The organism is Paenibacillus sp. FSL R7-269, from assembly GCF_000517865.1.
Taxonomy (GTDB): domain Bacteria; phylum Bacillota; class Bacilli; order Paenibacillales; family Paenibacillaceae; genus Paenibacillus_AQ.
In genome coordinates this window covers 1-23,011 of record NZ_ASPS01000060.1, presented here as the reverse complement: position 1 = coordinate 23,011, position 23,011 = coordinate 1, and the positions used below count along the sequence as shown (strand labels likewise).

The following is a 23,011-nucleotide window of genomic DNA, read 5'->3' as shown; positions in this document are numbered from 1 at the left end:
GATATCAAGTGAAAGACACCCCCTACTGCATAGCTGCGTCAGGGGGTGTTCTTGTTTCAATGTATAAGTGGTATATACGGTTGCCAGCCATTGAACTTAATTTGCTGTATTCAAGCAGCCGCCTAGATCTGTTCCAGCGATGGCCGGAGTCCGGCGGCAGAAGCGTGGCCCCCGGACTCCGGAGCCAGCTCGCCCGGGCCGTTCCCGGCACCTGCACCAAGCTGAAGCTGATACATGCGGAAGTATCTGCCGCCCTGCGCCATCAGCTCATCATGGCTGCCGCGTTCGACAATCTGACCCCGGTGCAGCACCAGAATCTGGTCCGCACTGCGGATGGTGGAGAGCCGGTGGGCGATGATGAAGGTGGTCCGGCCCTTTTTCAGCACCTCCAGCGCCTGCTGGATAATGCTCTCGGTCTCGGTATCGATGTTGGACGTTGCTTCATCCAGAATCAGGATCGCCGGATCGAAGGATAACGCTCTGGCGAAGGAAATCAGTTGCCGCTGTCCGGCGGACAGGGTGCTGCCCTTCTCGATGACAGGTTCATCGAATCCTTGCGGTAGATGGGCCAGAAGTTTATCGGCTCCTACCTCGCGCAAGGCACGTTCTACACGCTCTCTAGAGATCCGTTCGTCACCCAGACTTACATTGGAGGCAATGGTACCGGTGAACAGGTAAGGGTCCTGAAGCACGATGCCCATATGACTGCGCAGCCATTGCTTCGGCAGATCCTTGACCTCTTGCCCATCGATCGTTATGCTTCCTTGCTGCGGATCATAGAAGCGGAACAGCAGGTTGATGATGGAGCTTTTGCCGGAGCCGGTATGGCCGACAAGGGCGACGGTCTCGCCCGGGCGCGCCTCGAAGGAGATATCGCGCAGGACGAAGTCCTTTTTATAAGCAAAGGAGACATCCTTGAATACGACATTTCCCTTGTAACGCGGCATCGATCCGTCTGTGACCGGCTCTCCAGGCTCATCCATCAGCGTGAAGACGCGGCCGGCGGAGACCATTGAGCTGTCCAGATTCGCCAGCTGGTTGACCATGCCCGTAATCGGCTGGAACATCCGGCCCAGTACATCGACGAAGGCATAGAGGACGCCAAGCGATACGAAGGTTGAACCGTCCAGGCTGCCGAAGCCGAAGTACCACAGTACCAGCACGAAGGAGAGGCTGCGCAGCGAGTTCACCAGGTTGTGGGAGGTGAAGGCGTTGAGGTTCAGCATTTTGTTCTGATATTTCAGATAGTCGTCGTTGAGTTGCTCGAATTCAGCACTACTCTGCTTCTGGCGGCGGAAAATCCGGATGATTGACATTCCTTGAATCGATTCGTTGATAATGGCATTAATCTCACTAAGCCGCGAGCGGATGATCGTGTTGTATTTGGTAGCGATTTTGCGGTACAGCACGATCCAGAGAATAATAATCGGTACGACGAACAAACTGACCAGTCCCAGCTTCACATCGAGCAGGAAGAGGGCCACATACACACCGGTGATATTGATGATACCTGTAGCGAAGTTGGATAATACGGCAATGAACAGATCCTTGACCGCTTCCGTATCGTTGGTTACCCGGGAGACTACCTTACCGGCAGGCAGATTATCGAAGAAATAGACCGGCAGGCGCTGGATATGGGCATAGACATCGGTCCGCAGCTTGCGGATGACCTGATTGGCAGACGATTGCAGCCAGTAGGTTTTGCCGAATTCTGCAATAATGGAGATCACAAGGAACATGGCGTATAGAGCAACTAACTGATAGATTCCCGGAAGCTCCGGTTTGTAAAAGGAAAACAGATCACCAGCCGACAGCTTGACGGCCGGATAGACCGTCGTCTGCTCGCCGTATTTGATCTGGAGCTTCCCGTCCGCGAAGCTGCGCTCGCCTTCGGCCTTCGGTACAGCTTCATTGATGAAGTAGAAGCTTCTGCCAGCCTGAAGCAGGCGGACTTCCTGGCCCTTGGCTTCACCTGTGGCAAAGCGGTCACCGCGTTTGTAATAAGTGTTGTTATATTCTGCAGCATCCTCCGGCGAGGCTGTCTGGAAGTAGGGCTTCTCAATCGCAAGCAGATGATTGTCAATCATGCTCTTGGCGATAAAAGGCCCTGCCAGCTCAGCCGCTACTCCGATGGTCAGGAGCAGAAGGGCGGCGATGAAGGTCTTTTTGGCGGTCAGTGCATATTGCAGCAGACGTTTGCCTGTACTCTGTGTCAACGGTGACACCTCCTGTATGGGGTTATTCATTCGTCAGATTATTCTCGACCTGCTGGCGGTCGAACTGCTCACGGTACCAGCCGCCGAGTTCCAGCAGCTCCTGGTGAGTTCCTTGTTCTGTAATATGTCCGTCTTCGAGGACAACGATCAGATCGGCATGCTCAATCGCCGAGAGGCGATGGGTGGAGATGAGGGTGGTTTTGCCGCTGCGTTCCTCGCGGATATTCTCGATAATCTTTGCTTCTGTGCGCGCATCAACGGCGGACAGGGCATCATCCAGAATCAAAATATCGGGATTCGAGATGAAGGCGCGCGAGATCGAGACCCGCTGCTTCTGTCCCCCGGACAGGGAGACGCCGCGTTCGCCAACCATCGTATCCAGCCCGTCGGACAAGGTGCCGAGGTCATTCTGGAAGGCAGCGGCGGTAATCGCCTGCATGATCCGCTCATCGCTGGCCCCGGAATGTCCGAACTGGATGTTCTCGCGTACCGATTTGGAGAAGAGGATCTGTTCCTGCGGAACGTAGCCCATCCAGCTATGAAGCTTGTCGAGGGCGATCTGGGTGATCGGCACACCGGAGATCAGAATCTCGCCTGTGCCAGCCGGGTATTCATGCAGCAGCTGCTTCAGCAGCGTCGATTTGCCGCTGCCGGTCCGTCCGACCACGCCAAGCGTCTGGCCCTGGGAGAGGGACAAGCTGACTCCGCTGAGATTATTGATGGTAGAGGTTGGATACCGGAAGGTTACATCTTTCAGCTCGATGGTGGTTGGCTGGGCTACGGGAACCGGATGAGGTACATCCTTAACATCAGGCTTCGCATTCAGCGTCTCGTCGATCCGCTCCAATGAAGCGCCGCCGCGCTGCATGATATTAATCAGCTCGCCGATGGCGAACATCGGCCACACGATCATCCCGAGATACATATTGAACGATACCAGATCGCCCAGCGTAATCTGATTGCGGAATACGAGATAAATTCCGTAGGTCAGAGCGATGATATAACTGAGGCCCACGAACAAGCGGATCGTCGGCTCGAAGAAGGCATCGACCCGGGCAACCGCCATATTTTTGCGGTACACATCATCTGTAATGTCAGAGAAACGCTTCTCATCGTGCCGCTCTTGCACATAAGCACGGATGACGCGGATGCCTGATACGGATTCCAGTACTTGGTCGTTCATGTCACCGAAGGCATCCTGCGCCAGACTGTAACGGTCGTGGATCGCTTTGCCGTAGAACACCATGGCTACCGCAATCATCGGGAGCGGGATGACGGCGGCCAGTGTCAGCTTCCAGCTGACCAGGAACCCCATGGCGAACAGGACAACCGTGAGATACACGGTGGAGTCGACAAGGGTGAGCATCCCGAAGCCCACGGTGGCGGATACCGCCCGGATATCATTGGTGGCACGGGCCATCAGATCCCCGGTGCGGTTACGCTCGAAGAAGGCAGGGGTCATCGTCATGAGATGATTCATGAAGCGCGAGCGGAGCAGACGCTCCACCAGATTCGATCCCCCGAACAGCTTGTGCATCCATATGTAGGTGATCCAGTAAATGATCAGCAGCATAAGTACGATCAGGCCAATGTATTTCATGAGTGAACCTGCGGTGATGGCACCGGTGACGATTTCGTCAATGGCGTTGCCGAGCAGGCGTGGAGGCAGGAGTTCTAACACACCTACCACAATAAGAAGGATGAGGCCAATAGTATAGCGCCTTTTTTCCCGGCGGAAGAACCAGCCGAGATTTCGGAGTACGGAGAACAAGGTAAATCCCTTCCTTTCGTGCTTGGAGTAATTACTAAGTTAGCTTGTTTAACGGAACATTCATGGACACTTTGCAGCGGATCATGACCTCACAGCACGCGAAAAAGCGTACCATCCGAAAACGGATGATACGCCTGTAATTGCGGTTATCATGTCCACGGTGCTATAAGCAGCACAGAGACATGTGAGAGATAAGTTAAGCCTGTTCTCATACGTTACGCGTAATACGCATGAACCTCAGGAATTCTCCACTGCTCGGGCTGCTTCGGTATTCAGTTGGGTATAGTTTTCTACAATAGTGGCGAGGTATACCATATCCATGTTTAGCACCGAGATCACCCTTTCTTCATTTTGGTAATTACTTGAAGACGTTTCGTTATGTTCCGAGTTTATCATCACACTTTAAGAATTGTCAAATTTAATTTTGCGGCGCGGCAGGAGTTCTGGCAGGAGTGCTGCAGTGATTTGGTGAATTGAAGTTTTTTGAGTATGATTGGGGTAGAGGGGAGGAGTGGAGAGATGAACATATTAATTAGTCCGGAAGCAGCCGCCTGGTTCAAAAGAGAACTGAGCCTCCAGGAGGGTGCATATATCCGGTTGTTTCCCCGGTACAGCTCAGGCGGGGGCCTGCATCCCGGCTTCTCACTGGGTATTGCCACCGAGCAGCCTGGACGTCCTGCTGTACAGTTCGGGGAAGGCGGCTTGACCTTCTACATGGAAGAGCAGGATCTGTGGTACATGGAGGGGTACAATCTGTCGATTGTCTATTCGCAGGCGGACGATGACATCGATTACAAGTATGAGCCTGTGCCGGTGGCATAAGGGGTGAACTGGCGCGAATGGCAGATCCCGGCACTGCCGGGAATGCTGAACAAGCCCTTGCCGTCAGGCAAGGGCTTGTTCCAAAATATAAGAATTTATAGGTTTCACACAATAACTTATCCTTCTATTTCTCGCTGAAACGGTACCGTCCTTTAAAAGGACGGCCAAGCCGTTTCCACTTGTACGCACCAGGAAAGCGAAGCTGCCCGCTGCTCAGGTGACGCGATTAGTGCGAGCTGCGGAAGTTTTCTTCCTCCATGGCGAACTCGAAATCATCAATATCATATACCTGGACGGGAACTCCGCCTTCGATGATGCGCTGGATCAGCTCGAACTGGTCGGTCAGAATCGGCACCTTCTCACGCTGGGAGGCCAGCAGCAGCTCTGTCTCAATCGGATCGAACGCTTCTCCGTAGGAGGCATTGTCGATACTGTTGATGATGGTAATCTGCGCGTGTCCGCCGAGGAGGATGCCAGAGCTTTTGGCCCAGGGGATATTTAGGCAGCGGTTGATCTTCTTGGCATTCAGCGGCTCCTCGAAATAGTTGATCAGCTCGCGGATTCTGAGTCTGACATGCTTGTCGTCATCCGCCTGGCTCATCACCGGCTCATCGCTGTCGCGCAGCTCGTATAACTCCATAATTGTGGTATAAGGGACTATATATTCTACAGGGCTCCGCGGGATGAGGAGCTGGCCGTAAATCGCCATCATGACGGCTTCCGTCACAAATTGTCTGGGCATCATTATCCTCCTGAATTTCGGTACTGCAACCGTAACTGTTTAAAAATAATAAAACACTGCAGCGCGCAAATGTCAACTGTACCCTGATGAAGAATGAATTGGAAAGGACCTGACAAGCCGTGAAATCTTGGAAATCTTATTATACCTTTGTTCGGCCTTATATGAAATGGATTGTGCTCACTCTCATCATCGGGATGGTCAAATTCAGCATTCCGCTGACGCTGCCGATGATTCTGAAATATGTAGTCGATGAGCTGCTGGGCAATCCGGCACTAACGATAGCGGAGCGGGTCTCGAAGCTGATGACCGTGATCGGCGGGGGCCTGATTCTGTTCGTGATTGTCCGCGGGCCGGTTGAGTATTACCGCCAATATTTCGCCCAGTTGATTACGAGCAAGGTGCTATTCGATATGCGCAATAAGCTCTATGGGCATCTGCAGCGGCTGTCACTGCGTTATTACCAGAATACGAAGGTGGGCGAGGCCATCTCCCGGTTTATTAACGATGTGGAGCAGTCGAAGAACCTGGTTGAGGTCGGAATGATGAATGTCTGGCTGGATATGTTCACCCTGCTCTTCGCCCTGGGCTTCATGCTCTATCTGAATCCGGTGCTGACGCTGGTGGCGATTGCGATTCTGCCGCTGTATGGCATTGCCGTCAATACGCTGTACAAACGCCTCAAGGTGCTGACCAAAGACCGGTCACAGGCACTTGCCGTCATTCAGGGCTATCTGCATGAACGGATTCAAGGGATTGCGGTCATCCGCAGCTTCACGATGGAACGGGTAGACCTGCAGCAATTCGAGGAGATCAACGGCAAGTTTCTGCAAAAAGCGCTGGCGCAAACACGGTGGAATGCCTTCACCTTCGCTATTATCAACACCTTGACCGATATTGCACCGCTGCTTGTCATCGGATACGGGGGATACCAGGTCATCCAAGGCAATCTGACGCTCGGAACCTTCGTGGCCTTCTTCGGCTACCTGGACCGGATGTATGCCCCGCTGCGCCGGCTGATTAACTCTTCGACGGTGCTTACCCAGGCCTCGGCCTCTCTGGAACGTGTGCTGGAGCTGCTGAATGAGCCGTATGATATTGTCGATGCTCCGGACGCGAAGCCGCTGCTGAAGGCAGCCGGGAAGATCGAGTTCAACAAGGTGTGGTTCAAGTATAGCGACGAGCATGAATGGGTGCTGCGGGACATTAATCTGAGTATCGCTCCGGGCCAGACGGTGGCTTTTGTCGGGATGAGCGGGGGCGGCAAATCCTCGCTGATTAGCCTGATTCCCCGCTTCTACGACATCAGCGAAGGCAGTCTGCGCATGGACGGCCACGATATCCGCGGGCTGACGCAGGAGAGTCTGCGGCGGACGGTGGGCATGGTGCTGCAGGATAATTTCCTGTTCAGCGGCTCGGTACGCGACAACATCCGGTTCGGGAACCCGGAAGCGGGGGAAGAGGAGGTCATGAAGGCGGCGGTAGCCGCGAATGCCCACGACTTCATCATGCAGCTGCCGGAAGGTTATGATACCGAGGTGGGGGAGCGTGGGGTGAAGCTGTCCGGCGGACAGAAGCAGCGCGTGGCGATTGCACGGGTGTTCCTGAAGGACCCCAAGGTGCTGATTCTGGACGAAGCAACCTCCGCGCTGGATCTGGAGTCCGAGCATCTGATCCAGCAGGCGTTGCAGTCCCTCGCTTCCGAGCGGACGACGCTGATTGTGGCCCACCGGCTGTCTACGATTACCCATGCCGACCAGATTATCGTGCTGGAGAACGGTGAGATCACCGAACGCGGCACCCATGAGGAGCTGATGGGACTTGCGGGGAGCTACGCCCGGCTGTTCAACGTTCAGCGGCTGGATGCTTAGCGCGTCTATACTATTCTTATTCAAATCAAACAGGCTGCAGTTCCACCCGTATAGGTGGACTTGCAGCCTGTTTCGTCTTGCCTTGGACTTGAGGTTGATCTGGACTTACATCCGGCCAATCAGCAGCGACAGGATGCCTGCAGCAATTAGCGGTCCCACGGGAACGCCTTTGAACAGAGCCACGCCAAGGACAGTTCCGATGAGTAACCCGGCGACGATGGTCGGTTGGCTGCCCATGAGCACGGCTCCGCGACCGCCCAGGTAAGCAACCAGGACACCAACTCCGATGGCGGCCAGGGATTTCCAGTGCAGGAACGACTGTCCGATGGTCTGGAGGGAGATCTTCCCGCTGGCGAGCGGCGTCATGACCCCGATGGTCAGGATGATAATGCCGACGGTCAGCCCATATTTCTCCAGCCAGGGAAAAGCCTGCTGAAATCCCAGCACACGGATCAGCAGCAGCACGACCATGGCAATGGTAATCGGCGAGTTGCTGCTGATGACACCGAGCGCTGCCAGACCCAGCAACAATAACGAGGTTATATCCATAGCTTGGATACACTCCTTCTCTTAAGTAAGCCTTGTGCTCACAATATGATCGGCAATCAGCTTGCCGTGCCCCCGCCCGCTCTCGATGAATACCTCGTTGGCATTCCGTCCGGAAGCGATAACCCCGGCGACATAGATGCCCGGTATATTACTCTCCATTGTGGCGGGGTTAAAGGCTGGCTTATCCATAGAGTCATCCATCTGCACCCCGGCAGAGGTGAGCAGGGCCCTGCTGGGGCGGAAGCCGGTCATCGCCAGCACAAAGTCATTATCCAGCTCGGTAGGTTCCCAGCTCACGGAGGAGGTTACCAGGACCGAGGCCGGGGTGATCTCCGTGACGCGCGATTCGAGATGCAGCGTTATGCTCCCCTTTTGCACCATACTCTCGAAGATCGGGCGCACCCAAGGCTTGATGTTGTCCGAGATACTGCTTCCCCGGTAGACCATATCCACCTTGGCGCCTACCCGCAGCAGCTCCAGCGCAGCGTCCACCGCTGAATTACTGCCCCCGATTACAGCCACCTTCATGCCGGAATAAGGATGTGCCTCGCCAAAATAATGCGTGACCTTCGGCAGCTCCTCCCCGGGAATCCCGATCAGATTAGGCTGGTCGAAGTAACCTGTAGAGATGACTACGTTCGCTGCTCTACGTTGCTGTTCCTCGCCGCGCTTGTTGACCGTATGTACAACGAAGCTGCCATCCTCCTGCGGCAGAACGGACAGCGCTTCTTCATAAGCGGCAATCTCTAGCTGATGCTGCGCGGCAGCACGGCGGTAGTAGACCAGCGCCTCATGGCGGTAGGGCTTGTCGTTCGGAGAGGTGAAGGGCACATCTCCAATCTCGAGCAGCGGGGTGGTGCTGAAGAACTGCATGTTGGTCGGATAGAGGTAGATGGAATGGACAATGAAGTTCTTTTCCACAATCAGGCTGGAAAGCCCTTGGCGCTGGCATTCGATGGCTGCAGACAGTCCGCAGGGACCGGCGCCGATAATAATAACGTCTAGCATAATATCTATGTCCTCCTAAGGTAGTATTCTATTCAGTAAATGGTACCTTATATTTTTGTTTTTTGCCATGGCCGGTGAATTCCGCAAATTGGGGATTGATCAGATGTCAAGATGGGTATATAATTAGATATATATCTAAAATGAAAATTGGCAGCCCCCCCCAACTGCCTTACGAATATCCGTAGGAGTGTGATCCCGCTTGCAGTTAGACAAAATTGTCGCCTATCACAAAGCTTTATCCGATCCCACCCGGCTGCGCATTCTTCTACTCTTGTCCCGGGGCGAGGTTCACGGTCACGCCTTAGCCGAGAAGCTGAATCTGTCTCAGCCTACGGTGACCCACCATGCAGCCAAGCTGCGTGAAGCCGCTCTCATTCAGGAGCGCAGAGACAAGAACACTGTATATTTCAAGCTGAATCCCGAGTTTATCCAGTCAGGCTCTGAGGCCTCGCTGAAATTTATTTTTGCAAAGGGGGTGGAGGAGATGGAAGAAGAGTCGCCTGAACACAGTCTGAAGGAGTCGGTGCTCCGTAATTTTTTTGCCAAGGACGGACGCTTGCGCCAGATTCCCGCACAATACAAGAAGAAATTAATCGCGCTGCAATATATGGTGGAGAAGCTCGAACCGGGTGTGGTCTATTCGGAGAAAGAGATCAACGAGTTCATTAAGCCGTTCCATGATGATTATGCCACAATCCGCCGCGAGTTCATTATGCACCAATTCATGTACCGGGAGAATGAGCGATACGAGCTCAACCCGCCCGAACTCTGGACTCGCTGGGAAAATGTCAAATAATGAACTAATAAATGGGGATTTTTTATGACAAGTGCGAAACTGCTGATTAATTGTTCAAATAACGAATAAAATGGTATTGTAAGCGTTATCTGACAAAAGCTTCGAAAGGAGACCTTCAGTATGATATTCAAACGTGCCAAAAAAAACTTGCAACCCAATTATCCAACCGTTACCTTGCCGCAGATCAAGCAGGCTGTAAGGCAATTTGAAGAAGATATGCCCGCTCCCATTAACCGTACCGCTCTGATCCAGGAAGATAAGAGTATTGACCTGAACCGGCTCAAACGATATTTAGGCGGGGTCCCGCAGCAGAAATTCTATATGTCGAGCGAGACCTTTGAGATTTTTGAAGAATCTGACAAGCTGGTGCCGTACTACCTCGACATGGTTCAATCGGCGGTAGACAATTATATCAGTGACACCGGCAAGCTGCCGCTGCTCGAAGATGCCTGGCTCCCTGAGGTTCATTACCGGCTGTTGTCCACCGAGCGTTATCTGAAGGAGACACCGCCGTTCCCGCTATATATTACCGACGAGGAAATGATGCTGACGCACCGGGCAGAGCATTTTGAATCCTGAAAGCTCACGTACCTGATTCCCCCTATACAGGCCATTCTGACGAAGGAGAGGTTGTCTTTCCGGGCAGAATGGTCTTTATTTTGCGACACGGGGCGTAGTACAATAAGCATCTGGTGTTTTATCGCAGAAATGGACGACAGAAGGGGAGCGTATACATGAGAGAGGTACGAGCTTTGCTATTTGATCTGGACAACACCCTGATGGACCGTGATCAGACCTTCCGCAGCTTCAGCATGAAGTTTGTGCAGGATTTCCTGGAACATCTTAGCGAAAAGCAGGCCGTGCAGGTGGTGGAGGATATGATTATCAGGGATGCCGACGGATACCGGGATAAGGACGGGTTCTTCGCGGAGCTGAGCGAGGTTCTGCCTTGGGAGAAGGCATTGACCGCTGCGGACATCCGGGCCTATTATGACGAGACCTATATCCGCCACGGGGCGATGATGAAGCATGCGGTGGAGACGCTGGAGTATTGCCGGGACCGCGGATATCCGCTGGGACTGGTCACGAACGGCGGCACGGATATTCAATATGGCAAAATCGATCTGCTCGGACTCCGCGGCTACTTCCGCACGATCGTCATTTCGGGCGAAGCCGGGATCAGCAAGCCTGATCCTGCGATCTACCGGTTAGCCCTGGAACGTCTGGGTTCCACGGCGGAACAGACTATATTCATTGGGGATCATCCCGTGAATGATATCTGGGGGGCGGCGCAGAGCGGGATGGATACGATCTGGCTGAAGCGCAATCATGCCTGGGATGAATCACTGAATGTGAAGCCGGTTGCGGTCATTCAGGAGCTGGACGAGCTGTGGGGCATTATTTGAGAAAGTTAGGGCCTGCTGTTGACAAACGGCATTCGGGCCGTATATTATAACAGCATATTATTTCGGAAGGAGACGATGTCAAATGGCAGTTTATACTAGCGGTTCAGGATTGGTTGCAACTGTTGTGGATACGTGTCTTCCGGGAAATGCGGCTGTGGAGTAGTTATTAATCCCCAGCTTCACAAGCAAGCTCTATGATGCCTTCTAGAGCCGCCGGGAACCGTATCGGTTCCGGCGGCTTTTTTGCGTGTGCAGGTCTGCTGCATCACGCCCGAAATAGCGGTGTCTGCTCCTTCTCGCGAAGAGAGAGTAGCCTCCGCTATTCTGGAATGACTCTGCTCAGCGGGCGGTTCTTTGCTGTATAGCAGCATAGAACCGAATCGCTGCCCGGGTCTGCCTCTGCCGCCGGAACCTTTGGGTTCCGGCGGTTTTTTTTGTGTACGCATGTGGAGCCAATGCTGCCCGGAGATACATGGATTTGTAGTAAGCGGAGGTAGGAGACGCACTTAAGAAATTAACAAAAAGCAAAAAGAAACGGAGGGGAAATTTGGAACTGGAGGAGCGGTAGCGTCCGCCTTTGTGTTTGGATTTCTACCGCGAGGAACGGTTTTAAACCAAGAAATCCAAACACAACAGCGGCTGGAAGTCCAAATGTTCACCGCAGTGACGACCATGCTTCGAGTTTTAATCTTAAGTGCGTCTTAATAAAGAAAGATAATAACCCATTCAGGAGGAAATACATGAATATCGATATCAAGCTTGAACAGTATGGCTGGAATGAAGAATGGAACAGAAAATGGACAGATAAGCTGCGGCTGCTGGACGACAGGAAGTATGCAGCGGGCCGGATTGCCGGAGATTTCGGCAGTAAATACAGAGTAATTACCACAACAGGTGAAATATGGGGTGAGCTGTCAGGCAAGTTTCGGCATTCACTGAGCGGTTCCGGCGAATATCCGGCGGTAGGCGACTGGGTGGTACTGGCGATGCAGGATGGGGGAGCGCATGCTGTGATCCATGGCGTGCTTCCCCGTCACAGCGTCATCTCGCGTAAGGTGGCGGGCCCGACGCAGGAGGAGCAGATTGTGGCTTCCAATGTGGATACCTTATTCCTGGTCAGTGCACTGAATGATGATTTCAATGTGCGGCGGATGGAGCGTTATCTGATTATGGCGTGGAACAGCGGGGCGAATCCCGTCATTCTATTGACTAAGGCAGATCTGTGCACTGATGCGGAGCTGAAAATGGCCGAAATGCAGCAGGCGGCTCCCGGTGTCCCGGTCCATGTGGTCAGCGCCTTGCTGGGCGACGGACGGGAGGAGCTCCAGCCCTACATCAGCAGCGGCCAGACGGTAGCACTGACCGGTTCGTCCGGCTGCGGCAAATCGACGATGGTCAACTGGCTCAGCGGCCGCAATCTGCAGCTTACCCAGGATGTGCGGGAAGGGGACAGCCGCGGACGTCATACGACTACACACCGCGAGCTGTTCGTCCTCCCGGACGGCGGAATCATCGTCGATACGCCGGGAATGCGCGAGCTGCAATTGTGGGAGGATGACGGCGGACTGGACCTGGCGTTCGGTGAGATCAGCACCCTTGCGGCGGAATGCCGCTTCAGTGACTGTACTCATACACGGGAGGAAGGCTGCGCCGTGCTTGCGGCGGCCGCAAACGGTGTGCTGGACGGAAAGCGGCTGCAGAATTACCACAAGACGCAGAAGGAGCTGCAATTCCAGAACAGCAAGGAAGCGCGACAGAAGCGCAAGACAGCCGCCGCCTCCACCAAAAGCACCCCGCCCCGTGCGAAGGGCAAAAGCTGGCAGCGGGTGCTGGACGAATATTAAGCGGCGATGAAATCCCAGGGCGTTGTAGAAGCATGGAAGCTAGCATGGGAATAGGTATTAAAGTTTGCATAACGGAATAAGCTTGTTGGATGCTGAGGATTGTGTAAGTAGGAGCTACGGCATCCGGAGATTAGTTGGAAAAACGTTTCTTAATTTGGTGACTCATGAGCATTTTGGGAAATTAGGTGGATAAACGTCACTTGTTACGCCGCTAATACCTCAATTGGGAAGAGTTGCAGGAGATCAAGTGTCTTTTATCCAACTGTTCCCTAGCTTGAGGCTACTTATTGAATAGCAAGTGGAGAAAATCCACCTGCTTCAGCAACTGTTATAGCAGTGGCAAAGCTTCAAACATTAAAAAAGCAGCGATTCCCGTTATTGGGAATCGCTGCTTTCCGTTTTTGGTTTTTTAAAAAGAATGTTCGCATCCCGCTTAAACAGCACAGCGATTGGAACATCGGTCCGTTCGCGGAGCGTCCACCCAAGTACTCACGTTGATCCAACTCCGAAATAAAGAGCTGCCCCAAGTATGGACAGCCCCTTTTACGTATTAATAGCAGATTAGAACGATGCTGCTGCTGTCTTAGCCAGTTGCAGGCCGGAAGCGATAATGTCAGCGGATTTGTCCGGGTTCTGGTTGTGTCCTTCGATGATTACCTGTGTAGTTTCCTTGAAGCCCCAGAAGTTCAGGTTGCCCATGATGAAGTTAACAGCCATTTCAGCACTTGCGGCCGGGCCTTCGGAGTACACGCCGCCTCTGGCGTTCAGAACAGCTGCTTTTTTACCAGTCAAGAGTCCTACAGGACCTTCAGCAGTATATTTGAAGGTAGTTCCAGCCTGGTTCAAGTAATCGATATAAGTGTGCAGTACAGCCGGAACGGTCATGTTCCAGAGCGGGAAGGCGAATACTACTTTGTCAGCAGCCAGGAACTGGTCCAGATATTTCTTCACAAGTGCGGCGCCTGCTGCTTCTTCAGGAGTAGCTTCGAAGCCTTGAGCGGCTTTGTATACACCAGTGATCAGAGTGTTATCGTAGTATGGAAGCTGTTCAGCGAACAGGTCGAGTTCAGTGATCTGGTCCTGCGGATGAGTCTCCTTGTAGCTGGACAGGAATTCGTTGTAGAGCTGAACACTTACGGATTGCTCGGCAGGGCGGTTATTAGCTTTGATAAACAGTACATTCGACATTATGATTTCTCCTTAGATATCTATTTAATATTAACTATCGATAATATAGCATTTAATTTTTAGTTTGTAAATATCCGTCGGATAAAATTTTTATTCTGCCTGCAGAAGCTGCTATCCTTCGCAAATGTACCATATCTTCTATAACAGCTCTCTAATACGCCCGAGAACGGTCTATATGTAGTATTCCTAATTTCGCAAGCGGTGCAGGCGCAGCCAGGGACAAGTTTAAGGTATCAGCGGCCCGGTTATATAGGTGATATAAGGAGAAGAGGAAATGATTCCCTCTCCAGATCACGGGACTAAGCCCCCATTTAAAGGAGCGATTGACATGTCCATTGACCGTTTCATCCTGAAGAAACTGGACAGCTGTCACGAAGAGCATACCCGGCGTAATCTGGTGAAGTTGTTCAAATTGCGAATTAAAAAGGCGGAGAAAGAGGAGAACCGGAACCTCCGGATTGGCTGAGTGCCGGTATAATGTTGAGTGTTAAGCCCCTGTAAACCATAGACTAAGCGCATCCCTCACTTGTAGGAATGTGCTTTTTTACATTATAGGGGGCTGTTTCAAAAGTGAATTCTTTGAGCGGCGACAGTCACTTGCAGAAATCTCCGGAACTCAAAGTGGTACCTCCATTTTACCAAAATGAGCGATTTTTTGTTTCTTTTTATAGATGGACAAGTCGTTTTTCGCTCAAACAGCGGAGCGGACGGAACGACCCGCGGAAAAGCGGCAGCGGTCGCCTTTGTGTCCGGATTTACACCGCTAAGGGGAATGAAAAAAATCTGGAAACAACAGCGATTGTAACAACGTTCCGTTTGCGGAGCGTCCATCCAAGTGCTCACGTTGATCCCACTCCGCAATAAAGAGCTGTCCTAAGTCTCCATTTCATGGCTTTAGACAGCCCCTCCTGCTGTGGAAAAGGTGAGCGTACATATGTAAATAAGAATTTTTGGAAAGAATCATAGAGTGACTTTGATACTGAATGTGACTGAAGGCTGAATGTATGTGAAAAACAGCATACATCGTACTCGCAAGCAGGCAGATGGACCAAACGTATGTGGAAAAAAGCATACATTGTCTTCGCGCGAAGGTAATCATATTCATCCGCAAAAAAAAATATCCCTCTGTTTAATAGAGGGATAAGGCCAATGAATCATTTTCACTGTAACTGTGCAATATAGCTTCTGAGCCTTTAATTTCGATACTGATCAGGGAATTCAAACAGGTCTGCAGGGCGTTTTTGCCTTTTTGAATTTTGAGTTCAAGGGTGCTGTTTAGCAGTCGAAGTACTTTTTGGGTCGGCTGTTTGTTTTCTGTTGTGAAATATACAGGGACAAGCTTGTTTTGAAATGTGATGAGCATTCTCATTTTGAAAACCACCTCGCTAAAAGTATTTCATGGTATTGATCTTACCCTGTGTTTCTTAATTTTACCTTAAAATTAGCTTATGATAACATAAAGATTGCAAGTTTTATAGTTTTGCTGTTTTTTTGAAAGCCACTCATTTACATTAATACTTACATGTATGCCTAAATGGAAGGGATAAAGAATGTGAATAAGCAAGAGGTTATCTGTCTGGCACAGTATCTGTTCCCGGGTGAGACCCAGCGTCGGGTGGTGGCAGAGCTCCTGCACACAGCCTCCGGCTCCAAGCGGATCTGCAGAATGAAATTCAATGAGCGTGAATATGCGCAGGATGTATGCCTGCAAGTACATAAGGATAAGATCCTCCTGACAGGGTTAACGGAAGAGGATGATTTCGCCTACGGGCTGAAGGAACCGGCAGAGATGAAGCGCGCCTGCTATTACCTGTTCAATTGCTTCGAGCGTGCGCAGCCCGGGAATCAGTCCGCTCCAGCGGTATTCCTGTCCAGACGGAGTTATGAGGAGATTCATGAGAAGGCCGGAACGTGGAACCTCTGTGTGCTGGCGGCTTCACTGGAAGCGGAGACGGGAGATCCCGACAGCTCTGTGGAATTGGCTAAAGTGTTGAAGAATAGGACAGCGTCCGGTGAACTGCGGTTATGTGCAAGGAATGATGAAGGCTGGACCCTGCAGCAGATCTCTTACATTGAAGCTTCTTCGGGCGGATGGCTTCTGCGCAGCAGCAGTGAGCAGGAAAACGGTTATATCATTGCGTTCCCGCTGACCCGGGCGGAGTTATGTCATGCTTTTGGGGAATGGCTGCTCTGTTAAGATTATTCTTGCAAAATAGCTTTGGCGGAAGCACCGCTCAACTCTGAAGAGTCTGGCTCGCTGGTCTGGTACAGCGTGAATACGGCGCTGCGATCGCTCATAATGTGGGCGGCGTTGACGAACCGAATATAATGTAAGCGCTTTATATATTGTGCTTTAACCTTTCCATAGACTCCCGCATATGCATAGAGCAAGGGCGAATGACCCGGGAGGAAAGGAGTGGAGAGGATGAAAGGGATCAAAAGACTGTCATTGCCATTCTTGGTGATGCTTGTGCTCGGCTCTGTTCTTGCAGGCTGCGGCAGTAAATCCGGTAATGTAAAGGTGAAGATCGGCGAAGTTACCCGTTCCGTGTTCTATGCGCCTGAATATGTGGCCTTATCGCAGGGCTTTTTCAAGGATGAAGGGCTGGATGTAGAGCTGCAGACGATACCGGGCGGAGATAAAACCATGACGGCCCTGCTCTCAGGAGCAATCGATGTGGCGCTGGTCGGTTCGGAGACCTCCATTTATGTGTACCAGCAGGGGGCGGATGATCCTGTAATCAATTTCGCCCAGCTTACGCAGCGGGATGGAACCTTCTTGTTCGCGCGTACACCGGACAGCCATTTTACATGGGACAAAGTGAAGGGCTCGACCTTCCTGGGTCAACGGCAAGGGGGCATGCCTCAGATGGCGGGCGCATTCACGCTGCGCAGCAAGGGGATTGATGCGGGGAAGGATCTGACGCTGATCCAGAACATTGATTTTGCTAATATTGCCGGCGCGTTTGCTTCAGGGACCGGGGATTATGTGCAGCTGTTCGAGCCTCAGGCATCGATCTTCGAGAGTGAAGGCCGGGGCCAGGTGGTCGCTTCCTTCGGGGTAGAGAGCGGTTATCTGCCATATACGGTATTCATGTCCAAGCAGAGCTACATTACTAAGAATCAGGATACGGTGCAGAAATTCACCAATGCGGTCCAGCGTGCCCAGTTATGGGTGAAGGCTCATAATCCTGAGGAGATTGCTGACGCGGTTATGCCTTATTTTGAAAAGATTGACCGGAGCATTGTGGTCTCTGCCATCAGCCGTTATAAGGAACAGGATACCTATGCCGTCAATCCTGTGATCGATGACAAGGAATGGAATAATCTACTGGATGTGATTGACCATGCCGGTGAGCTGAAGGAACGAATCCCTGCCGCTAAAATTGTTAATAACAGCTTTGCAGAGCAGGCAGAGAGCACCATTAAGGAGTGAGGAGGCCGACCACTATGCTTCCAGTAGTCGAGTTGAAGGAAGTCACGCACGCCTATCTGGGAGACCGCGAGGCTTCGCTTGCTATAGAGGATCTTAGTCTCAGCGTCGGCCAAGGCGAGTTCGTCAGCCTGGTCGGACCGAGCGGCTGCGGCAAAACAACGATTCTGTCGATCATCGCCGGGCTGCTGCAGCCTTCACGCGGTGAGGTGCTGCTCAGCGGACGCCCGAACACGGGTCCTTCGCCGGAGGTCGGCTATATGCTCCAGCAGGACTATCTCTTTCCCTGGAGGACGATTGAGGATAACGCGCTGCTCGGGCTGGAGCTAACCGGAAGGCTCACCGGAAGCTCGCGTGCCAAATCCCTGCAGCTGCTGGCTGATATGGGGCTGGAAGGCAAGGAGCAAGCCTATCCGGCACAGCTCTCAGGAGGGATGCGCCAGCGTGTTGCCCTCGTGCGGACACTGGCTACCGACCCCAGCCTGCTGCTGCTCGATGAGCCATTCTCGGCGCTGGACTACCAGATTAAGCTGCAACTTGAGGATCTGGTCTCGGAGACGCTGATGCGCCGGGGAACCACGGCTATTCTGGTTACGCATGACCTGTCTGAAGCGATTGCGGTCAGCAGCCGGGTCATTCTGCTCCAGCCGAATCCGGGCAGAATCCGCAGAATTTTTGAGATTCCGGAAGCGATTCGCCGCACCCCGCCGCTGTATGCGCGGGACCTGCCGGGCTTCGCGGAGCTTTTTCACGAGGTATGGAAGGAAATGGAGCTGGCAGGGAGGGAAGAGATGTGAATACAGAAGCGCAGCCCCGTGAGACGGCCTCCCGTGCGCAGTGGCTGGAACAGAAGCATGCGGATTACAGGAAGAAGAAGCTGCGCCGCAAGAGTCAGGTGCTTATGGTCCGGAGCAGCCTGCTGCTGGTGTTCTTCGTGTTCTGGGAAGCCGGGGCCAGAATGGGCTGGATCGATGAGCTGCTGTTCAGCTATCCGACGAAGGTGTTCGGGCAGATCTGGGAGGACATGATCAGCGGCAGTCTGTGGCCGCATCTGGGAATGACCGTGGGCGAGACCGCGGTGGGCTTTATTCTGGGTACCTTAATCGGAACGCTGCTGGCTGTCGTCATTTGGTGGTCGCCTTTTCTGTCCGCCGTCCTGGACCCTTATATGGTTGTGTTCAACAGTATGCCGAAGGTGGCGCTCGGCCCAATCTTCATTGTAATGTTCGGGGCAGGCTTCACCGCCATCGTCATTACCACCTTATCGATTACCGTGATTATCACGACGCTGGTAGTGTACAACAGCTTTTGCAGCGTGGACCCGAATCTGGTCAAAGTGGTTCGCTCCTTCGGCGCTTCCAAGAGCCAGGAGTTCTGCAAAGTAATTCTCCCGGCGTCGTTCCCGGCTGTGGTCTCCACTCTCAAGGTGAATGTCGGTATGTCCTGGGTCGGCGTCATTGTCGGTGAATTTCTGGTTGCGAAATCGGGGCTGGGGTATCTGATCATTTACGGCTTTCAGGTGTTCAACTTCACCCTGGTCATGTCGAGTCTGCTCATTATTGCGGCTGTCGCTACGGCCATGTACCAGCTGGTGGTGTATGTGGAGAAGCTGCTGCTGTCGAGACGGTGAGAAGCATGTCATATTGTGTCTCTTAGCAAAATCTTGTACCATGACTATATCTTTATCTGAATTATGAAGCTTAACGGTGTAGGAGAGATATTCACATGGGATTTCGTATTATTAAAACGGCGGCTGCAACTCTGCTGTCTATTCTGCTGGCAGCCGCCGCTGGTATCCCTAATGCACAAAGTGCGGGACTGCTGGCTATTCTCGGGGTGGAAACGACCCGCAAAAGGAGTCTACGCACGATTTCGGCGCGCTTTTTCGCCTCATTGGTGGGACTCTTTTTGGGCTGTATTCTGTTCTGGGCCCTGGGCTTTCATTATTGGGTACTAGGACTGTATGTATTGTTCGGCTTCCCGCTGATCGTCAAAGCCGGCTTCAAAGAAGGGATCGTCACCAGCTCAGTTATCGTGTTCCGTGTATTTGGACAAGCTGATATCACGGTTCATATCCTGCTGCAGCAGGTGGAGCTGCTGATTATCGGCCTCGGCTCGGCCGGACTTGTGAACTTCATCTATATGCCGCAGACCGGCGGGATCATTGCGGGCATCCGCAAAGAGGTGGACGGCTACTTCTCGGTCATCTTCCGGCAAATGGCCAGAACACTCCGTGATCCAAGTTATATCTGGGACGGGAAAGAGCTGATCGGAGCAGGGGAGACTGTTCAGAAGGGACTGAGCGCGGCATCCAGGGAAATGGAGAATCATGTGATCCACCCGGATGAGGCCTGGAATGTGTACTTCTATATGCGCAAGGAGCAGCTGGAGTCCATCCAGAATATGATGCAGCTGCTGTCACAGGTGTACCGGCAGCTGCCGCACGGAGATATGGTGGCAGAGCTGTTCGACCAGCTTAGCGGCGATGTGCTGGCTGAGGAATATACGGGCCGGACCGAACGGCTGCTGGAGGAGCTGCAGCAGGAGTTCCAGGAGATGGAGCTGCCGGATTCGCGTGAGGAATTCGAGATCCGCTCCGCTATTCTGCAATTATGCCGTGAGCTTGCGCTGTATCTTAAGATTGCCAAGCGCTATAAAAGCCCGGTGGAGCTGCGTCCGGCCAAGGACAAGCAGCCTGCGAAAGGCAAAGCGTAAGCAAATCCATGTAATTTAGGTGTCAGGTATTCACATTCCGGTGTAAAATAACGATAAGAAACATAAGCACCCCAAGTGAGCTTGTCTCTTAAGTGATGTCTAAAACCCAAGAATCTTGGTCTGGCAGGTGAGGAATATGAATAACAGCAATGATCAATATATCGGCAAACAGCTGGTAGCGAACCTTTTCAATCATAGCGGTGTATTTGTCTTGCCGGCATTGACCCTGCTTACCGGAGAGCATATCCGCCTGATTACACAGCACAAGATCGTTCTGGAGCCGCAGGATGTGGTCCAGGTCGATAGCGCTGCATTCTATCAGTTGGCTGTGGATGACTGTACGGCGGCGATGGAGAGTATTTTTGAGCAGCTGCGCTATACGAAGACGAAGCGTCTGCCGATGATTGAGCTCAGGAATGAAGTGATCCCGTTCATTCAGCAGGTGAGCGAGAAGAATGATTTCTTTGGAATATTGTCTGCGCTGCAGACTAAGGATGACTATACATACAGGCATAATGTGGCGGTGGGCATCATCTCTACGCTGCTCGGCAAATGGCTGAAGCTGAAGCCGGACGAGCTGAGTATGCTGACGATTGCTGCGACACTGCATGATATCGGCAAAATTATGATTCCGGCCGAGATCCTCACCAAACCGGGTCCGCTGAGTGAGGATGAATATGCCCTGATGAAGAAGCACACGACCTATGGCTATGAGATGATCCGCGATACGGTGGGCACCAATCATATGCAGGCGCTTGTGGCGCTGCAGCATCACGAACGGATGGACGGCAGCGGCTACCCCTTCGGCGTGCTGGGCCACCGGATTACGGATTTCAGCAAAATCGTGGCGGTGGCGGATATTTTCCACGCAATGACTTCAGACCGGTTCTACCGTACAGCTGCGCCGCTGTATGAGGTGCTTAAGCAGATGGATGAGAACGTCTACGGCAAGCTGGACCCGTATATCTGCAGTGTGTTCATTAATAAGCTGATGCAATCGATGATCGGCAATGAGGTGCTCCTGACGGACGGGCAGATCGGCAAAATCATTATGATTCTGGCCCATGACCCGCTGCGTCCGCTGGTGAACATCGGTGAGGATTTCATTGATCTCAGCCGCCACCGGCAGCTTGGCATCGTACGTGTACTTTCCTAGCAGGGAGCCTGGCCCCTTCCCGGCTTAAGATGTTGGCACAACAAAAAGTAGCGGTTTTCCCGGTTAGGGGGAGCCGCTACTTTTGTTTTTTTTTCGGGTCAGGAGATTCATAATGGACTAAATCCGGCAATAAAATGAAGCAAAGGGCTTCAGTTACGGCATCTGAGGGCTTACCCAAATTTATTTCTACTCTAACAATCAACAAATGCCCAGAACGTGCATACACTTGATAGTGAATGATTGTATGGAGGAGGTTCAAAGATGTCATTAAGCCATAAACGTCAAACAAGGGAGATCATTACGAAGGCAATTTGCGGCAAAGGTCGTAAGTTCTCTACCGCAACCCATACCGTGACTCCGCCACATCATCCGACTAGTATTCTGGGGGCTTGGATCATTAACCACCAGTACGAAGCGGTTGCCGCCGGGAACGGAATCGAAGTGATTGGTACCTATGATGTGAACATCTGGTATTCGTACGACAAAAACAAGCAGACCGAGGTTGCCAAGGAAACGGTCTCCTATGTGGAGCTTATTCCATTGTCGTACCTCGACCCGAGACACCGTGCTTCCACGGCACAGGTCTCTGCGGAGGCAACGCAGGAACCCAATTGTGTGGAAGCCGGGGTATCACCGGGCGGAGGCAGTGTGACACTCCGCGTGGAACGCGAGTTCGATGCGGAACTGGTGGCTGAGACCAAGCTCCGCGTGTTTGTCAGTGATCAGAGTGACGATCTGGAAGACAAGGATTATGATTTTGAAGGCGAGAATTACGATTACGATGATCTGGACCCTGATGCTCTGGATGATGAGTTGTAGGAAGGAATATGCCGCTGCCTGAAGTACTGTGTGGGTTATGATCCATTATATGATGAGAGGGCAGCGGCGTAGAGGGCGAATGCCCTCTTTTTTTTAAAATATTTTTTTAAATGGTAAGGATGTAGGCTTCATACTGTTAAGTATCCTTCAAGGCACAGAGATGCGTAGGGGAATGCTTGCGCTGGAGGCGCGGCATTCATCAGGAAAGTTAAACGGGGCAGCGTTTGAATGTCCAAGTATACACCGCAGCGGCGATCAAGCTTCGGGTGCAATTTTTGTGCTATTTCCACTTGAACATTTGGGGGTCAGGCTTCCTCAGCGGCTTATCGCTCAAAGGGTATTGTCCGGTATTAGGACGGTGCGCGAGGGGATACGGCTCTGAGGAATTTCGTATGGGCGGAGGCATTAGACATGAATGAAGGGCTGAACATATTCCGGCAGCTTGCGCCGGAGCAGATCGAACGCAGGCTCCGGCGCTGCGGGATTGAGGCCGACTCCAATTCTATCGCTAGAGGGGCACGGCGTGAAGATACAAGAGACACCCATGCTCATTCACATGGACAAGACCCCGCAAGCTACAGACAGCACTACCGCGTGCTTATTTTCAATCTGACCGTGTTGGACTGCCAGCCGCTCGGAGCTGGAGCGGCTATGGGCGGGGGGCGGGGGGGTGGAAGG

Annotated in this window: 23 protein-coding genes; 15 read left to right on the top strand and 8 right to left on the bottom strand. The window is 52.5% G+C overall.

Annotated features, from left to right (window positions below):
- Positions 1–122: 122 nt before the first annotated feature.
- Together C162_RS25215 and C162_RS25210 are read right to left on the bottom strand one after the other, a co-directional pair.
- Entirely contained in the window at positions 123–2,216 is a 2,094-nt protein-coding gene (locus C162_RS25215) for an ABC transporter ATP-binding protein (protein WP_036699078.1), read from the bottom strand.
- A gap of 22 nt (positions 2,217–2,238) precedes the next feature.
- Positions 2,239–3,987 (bottom strand): ABC transporter ATP-binding protein, encoded by a 1,749-nt coding sequence (locus C162_RS25210; RefSeq protein ID WP_036699076.1) that lies wholly within the window; start codon positions 3,985–3,987, stop codon positions 2,239–2,241.
- A gap of 519 nt (positions 3,988–4,506) precedes the next feature.
- Here C162_RS25210 and C162_RS25205 point away from each other — a divergent pair.
- The gene (locus C162_RS25205; protein WP_036699074.1) at positions 4,507–4,809 is read left to right on the top strand and encodes a HesB/YadR/YfhF family protein; all 303 of its coding nucleotides are present in this window, start codon (positions 4,507–4,509) and stop codon (positions 4,807–4,809) included.
- Between the two features lie 226 nt (positions 4,810–5,035).
- Here the strand turns inward: C162_RS25205 and C162_RS25200 are convergent, their stop codons facing one another.
- Positions 5,036–5,551, bottom strand: a complete 516-nt coding sequence (locus C162_RS25200; protein WP_036699072.1) for a hypothetical protein — start codon at positions 5,549–5,551, stop codon at positions 5,036–5,038.
- A 119-nt stretch (positions 5,552–5,670) separates the two neighbouring features.
- On the opposite strand from C162_RS25200, the gene C162_RS25195 reads away from it, so the two are divergent.
- Positions 5,671–7,419 carry an ABC transporter ATP-binding protein gene (locus C162_RS25195; RefSeq protein WP_036699069.1) on the top strand — a complete coding sequence of 583 codons (1,749 nt, stop codon included), beginning with the start codon at positions 5,671–5,673 and terminating at the stop codon, positions 7,417–7,419.
- Positions 7,420–7,524: 105 nt separating this feature from the next.
- Here C162_RS25195 and C162_RS25190 read toward each other — a convergent pair whose 3' ends face one another.
- Both C162_RS25190 and C162_RS25185 read right to left on the bottom strand, forming a co-directional pair.
- Complete coding sequence (locus tag C162_RS25190; protein WP_036699067.1) at positions 7,525–7,968, bottom strand: DUF441 domain-containing protein; 444 nt, start codon at positions 7,966–7,968, stop codon at positions 7,525–7,527.
- A gap of 21 nt (positions 7,969–7,989) precedes the next feature.
- Positions 7,990–8,976, bottom strand: coding sequence for a YpdA family putative bacillithiol disulfide reductase (locus C162_RS25185; protein ID WP_036699064.1), 987 nt, complete (start codon positions 8,974–8,976; stop codon positions 7,990–7,992).
- Between the two features lie 199 nt (positions 8,977–9,175).
- Here C162_RS25185 and C162_RS25180 point away from each other — a divergent pair, with 199 nt between their 5' ends.
- From C162_RS25180 to C162_RS25170, 3 genes are all read left to right on the top strand, one after another.
- Positions 9,176–9,772 carry a DUF2087 domain-containing protein gene (locus tag C162_RS25180; RefSeq protein ID WP_036699062.1) on the top strand — a complete coding sequence of 199 codons (597 nt, stop codon included), beginning with the start codon at positions 9,176–9,178 and terminating at the stop codon, positions 9,770–9,772.
- A gap of 120 nt (positions 9,773–9,892) precedes the next feature.
- Positions 9,893–10,351 carry a DUF3939 domain-containing protein gene (locus C162_RS25175; RefSeq protein ID WP_036699060.1) on the top strand — a complete coding sequence of 153 codons (459 nt, stop codon included), beginning with the start codon at positions 9,893–9,895 and terminating at the stop codon, positions 10,349–10,351.
- 155 nt (positions 10,352–10,506) lie between these two features.
- Positions 10,507–11,178 carry an HAD family hydrolase gene (locus tag C162_RS25170; RefSeq protein WP_036699058.1) on the top strand — a complete coding sequence of 224 codons (672 nt, stop codon included), beginning with the start codon at positions 10,507–10,509 and terminating at the stop codon, positions 11,176–11,178.
- A gap of 179 nt (positions 11,179–11,357) precedes the next feature.
- On the opposite strand, the gene C162_RS36140 is transcribed toward C162_RS25170, so the two are convergent.
- Positions 11,358–11,624 carry a hypothetical protein gene (locus C162_RS36140; RefSeq protein WP_156949698.1) on the bottom strand — a complete coding sequence of 89 codons (267 nt, stop codon included), beginning with the start codon at positions 11,622–11,624 and terminating at the stop codon, positions 11,358–11,360.
- A 294-nt stretch (positions 11,625–11,918) separates the two neighbouring features.
- On the opposite strand from C162_RS36140, the gene rsgA reads away from it, so the two are divergent.
- Positions 11,919–13,022: a ribosome small subunit-dependent GTPase A gene (gene rsgA / locus C162_RS25165; protein ID WP_235218522.1), complete on the top strand. Its 1,104-nt coding sequence runs from the start codon at positions 11,919–11,921 to the stop codon at positions 13,020–13,022.
- A gap of 561 nt (positions 13,023–13,583) precedes the next feature.
- On the opposite strand, the gene C162_RS25160 is transcribed toward rsgA, so the two are convergent.
- The gene (locus C162_RS25160) at positions 13,584–14,210 is read right to left on the bottom strand and encodes an FMN-dependent NADH-azoreductase (RefSeq protein ID WP_036699056.1); all 627 of its coding nucleotides are present in this window, start codon (positions 14,208–14,210) and stop codon (positions 13,584–13,586) included.
- Positions 14,211–14,538: 328 nt separating this feature from the next.
- Between C162_RS25160 and C162_RS36685 the strand changes: the two genes are divergently transcribed.
- Positions 14,539–14,676: a hypothetical protein gene (locus C162_RS36685; protein WP_179090468.1), complete on the top strand. Its 138-nt coding sequence runs from the start codon at positions 14,539–14,541 to the stop codon at positions 14,674–14,676.
- A gap of 663 nt (positions 14,677–15,339) precedes the next feature.
- On the opposite strand, the gene C162_RS25155 is transcribed toward C162_RS36685, so the two are convergent.
- Entirely contained in the window at positions 15,340–15,579 is a 240-nt protein-coding gene (locus C162_RS25155) for a hypothetical protein (RefSeq protein ID WP_036699054.1), read from the bottom strand.
- Between the two features lie 183 nt (positions 15,580–15,762).
- Here C162_RS25155 and C162_RS25150 point away from each other — a divergent pair, with 183 nt between their 5' ends.
- The 8 genes from C162_RS25150 to C162_RS25115 form a co-directional block, all read left to right on the top strand.
- On the top strand, positions 15,763–16,407 hold the full coding sequence (locus C162_RS25150) for a hypothetical protein (RefSeq protein WP_036699052.1): 645 nt from the start codon (positions 15,763–15,765) through the stop codon (positions 16,405–16,407).
- Between the two features lie 228 nt (positions 16,408–16,635).
- Positions 16,636–17,646, top strand: a complete 1,011-nt coding sequence (locus tag C162_RS25145; protein WP_036699049.1) for an ABC transporter substrate-binding protein — start codon at positions 16,636–16,638, stop codon at positions 17,644–17,646.
- Positions 17,647–17,660: 14 nt separating this feature from the next.
- Positions 17,661–18,440, top strand: coding sequence for an ABC transporter ATP-binding protein (locus C162_RS25140; RefSeq protein WP_036699048.1), 780 nt, complete (start codon positions 17,661–17,663; stop codon positions 18,438–18,440).
- Between the two features lie 80 nt (positions 18,441–18,520).
- Complete coding sequence (locus C162_RS25135; RefSeq protein ID WP_372238077.1) at positions 18,521–19,273, top strand: ABC transporter permease; 753 nt, start codon at positions 18,521–18,523, stop codon at positions 19,271–19,273.
- 95 nt (positions 19,274–19,368) lie between these two features.
- The gene (locus C162_RS25130) at positions 19,369–20,358 is read left to right on the top strand and encodes an aromatic acid exporter family protein (protein ID WP_036699045.1); all 990 of its coding nucleotides are present in this window, start codon (positions 19,369–19,371) and stop codon (positions 20,356–20,358) included.
- Positions 20,359–20,494: 136 nt separating this feature from the next.
- Entirely contained in the window at positions 20,495–21,514 is a 1,020-nt protein-coding gene (locus C162_RS25125; RefSeq protein WP_036699042.1) for an HD-GYP domain-containing protein, read from the top strand.
- A gap of 261 nt (positions 21,515–21,775) precedes the next feature.
- Entirely contained in the window at positions 21,776–22,333 is a 558-nt protein-coding gene (locus tag C162_RS25120; protein ID WP_036699039.1) for an outer spore coat protein CotE, read from the top strand.
- Between the two features lie 411 nt (positions 22,334–22,744).
- The coding region (locus tag C162_RS25115) for a hypothetical protein (RefSeq protein WP_036699036.1) at positions 22,745–23,011 on the top strand (267 nt) is incomplete at its 3' end.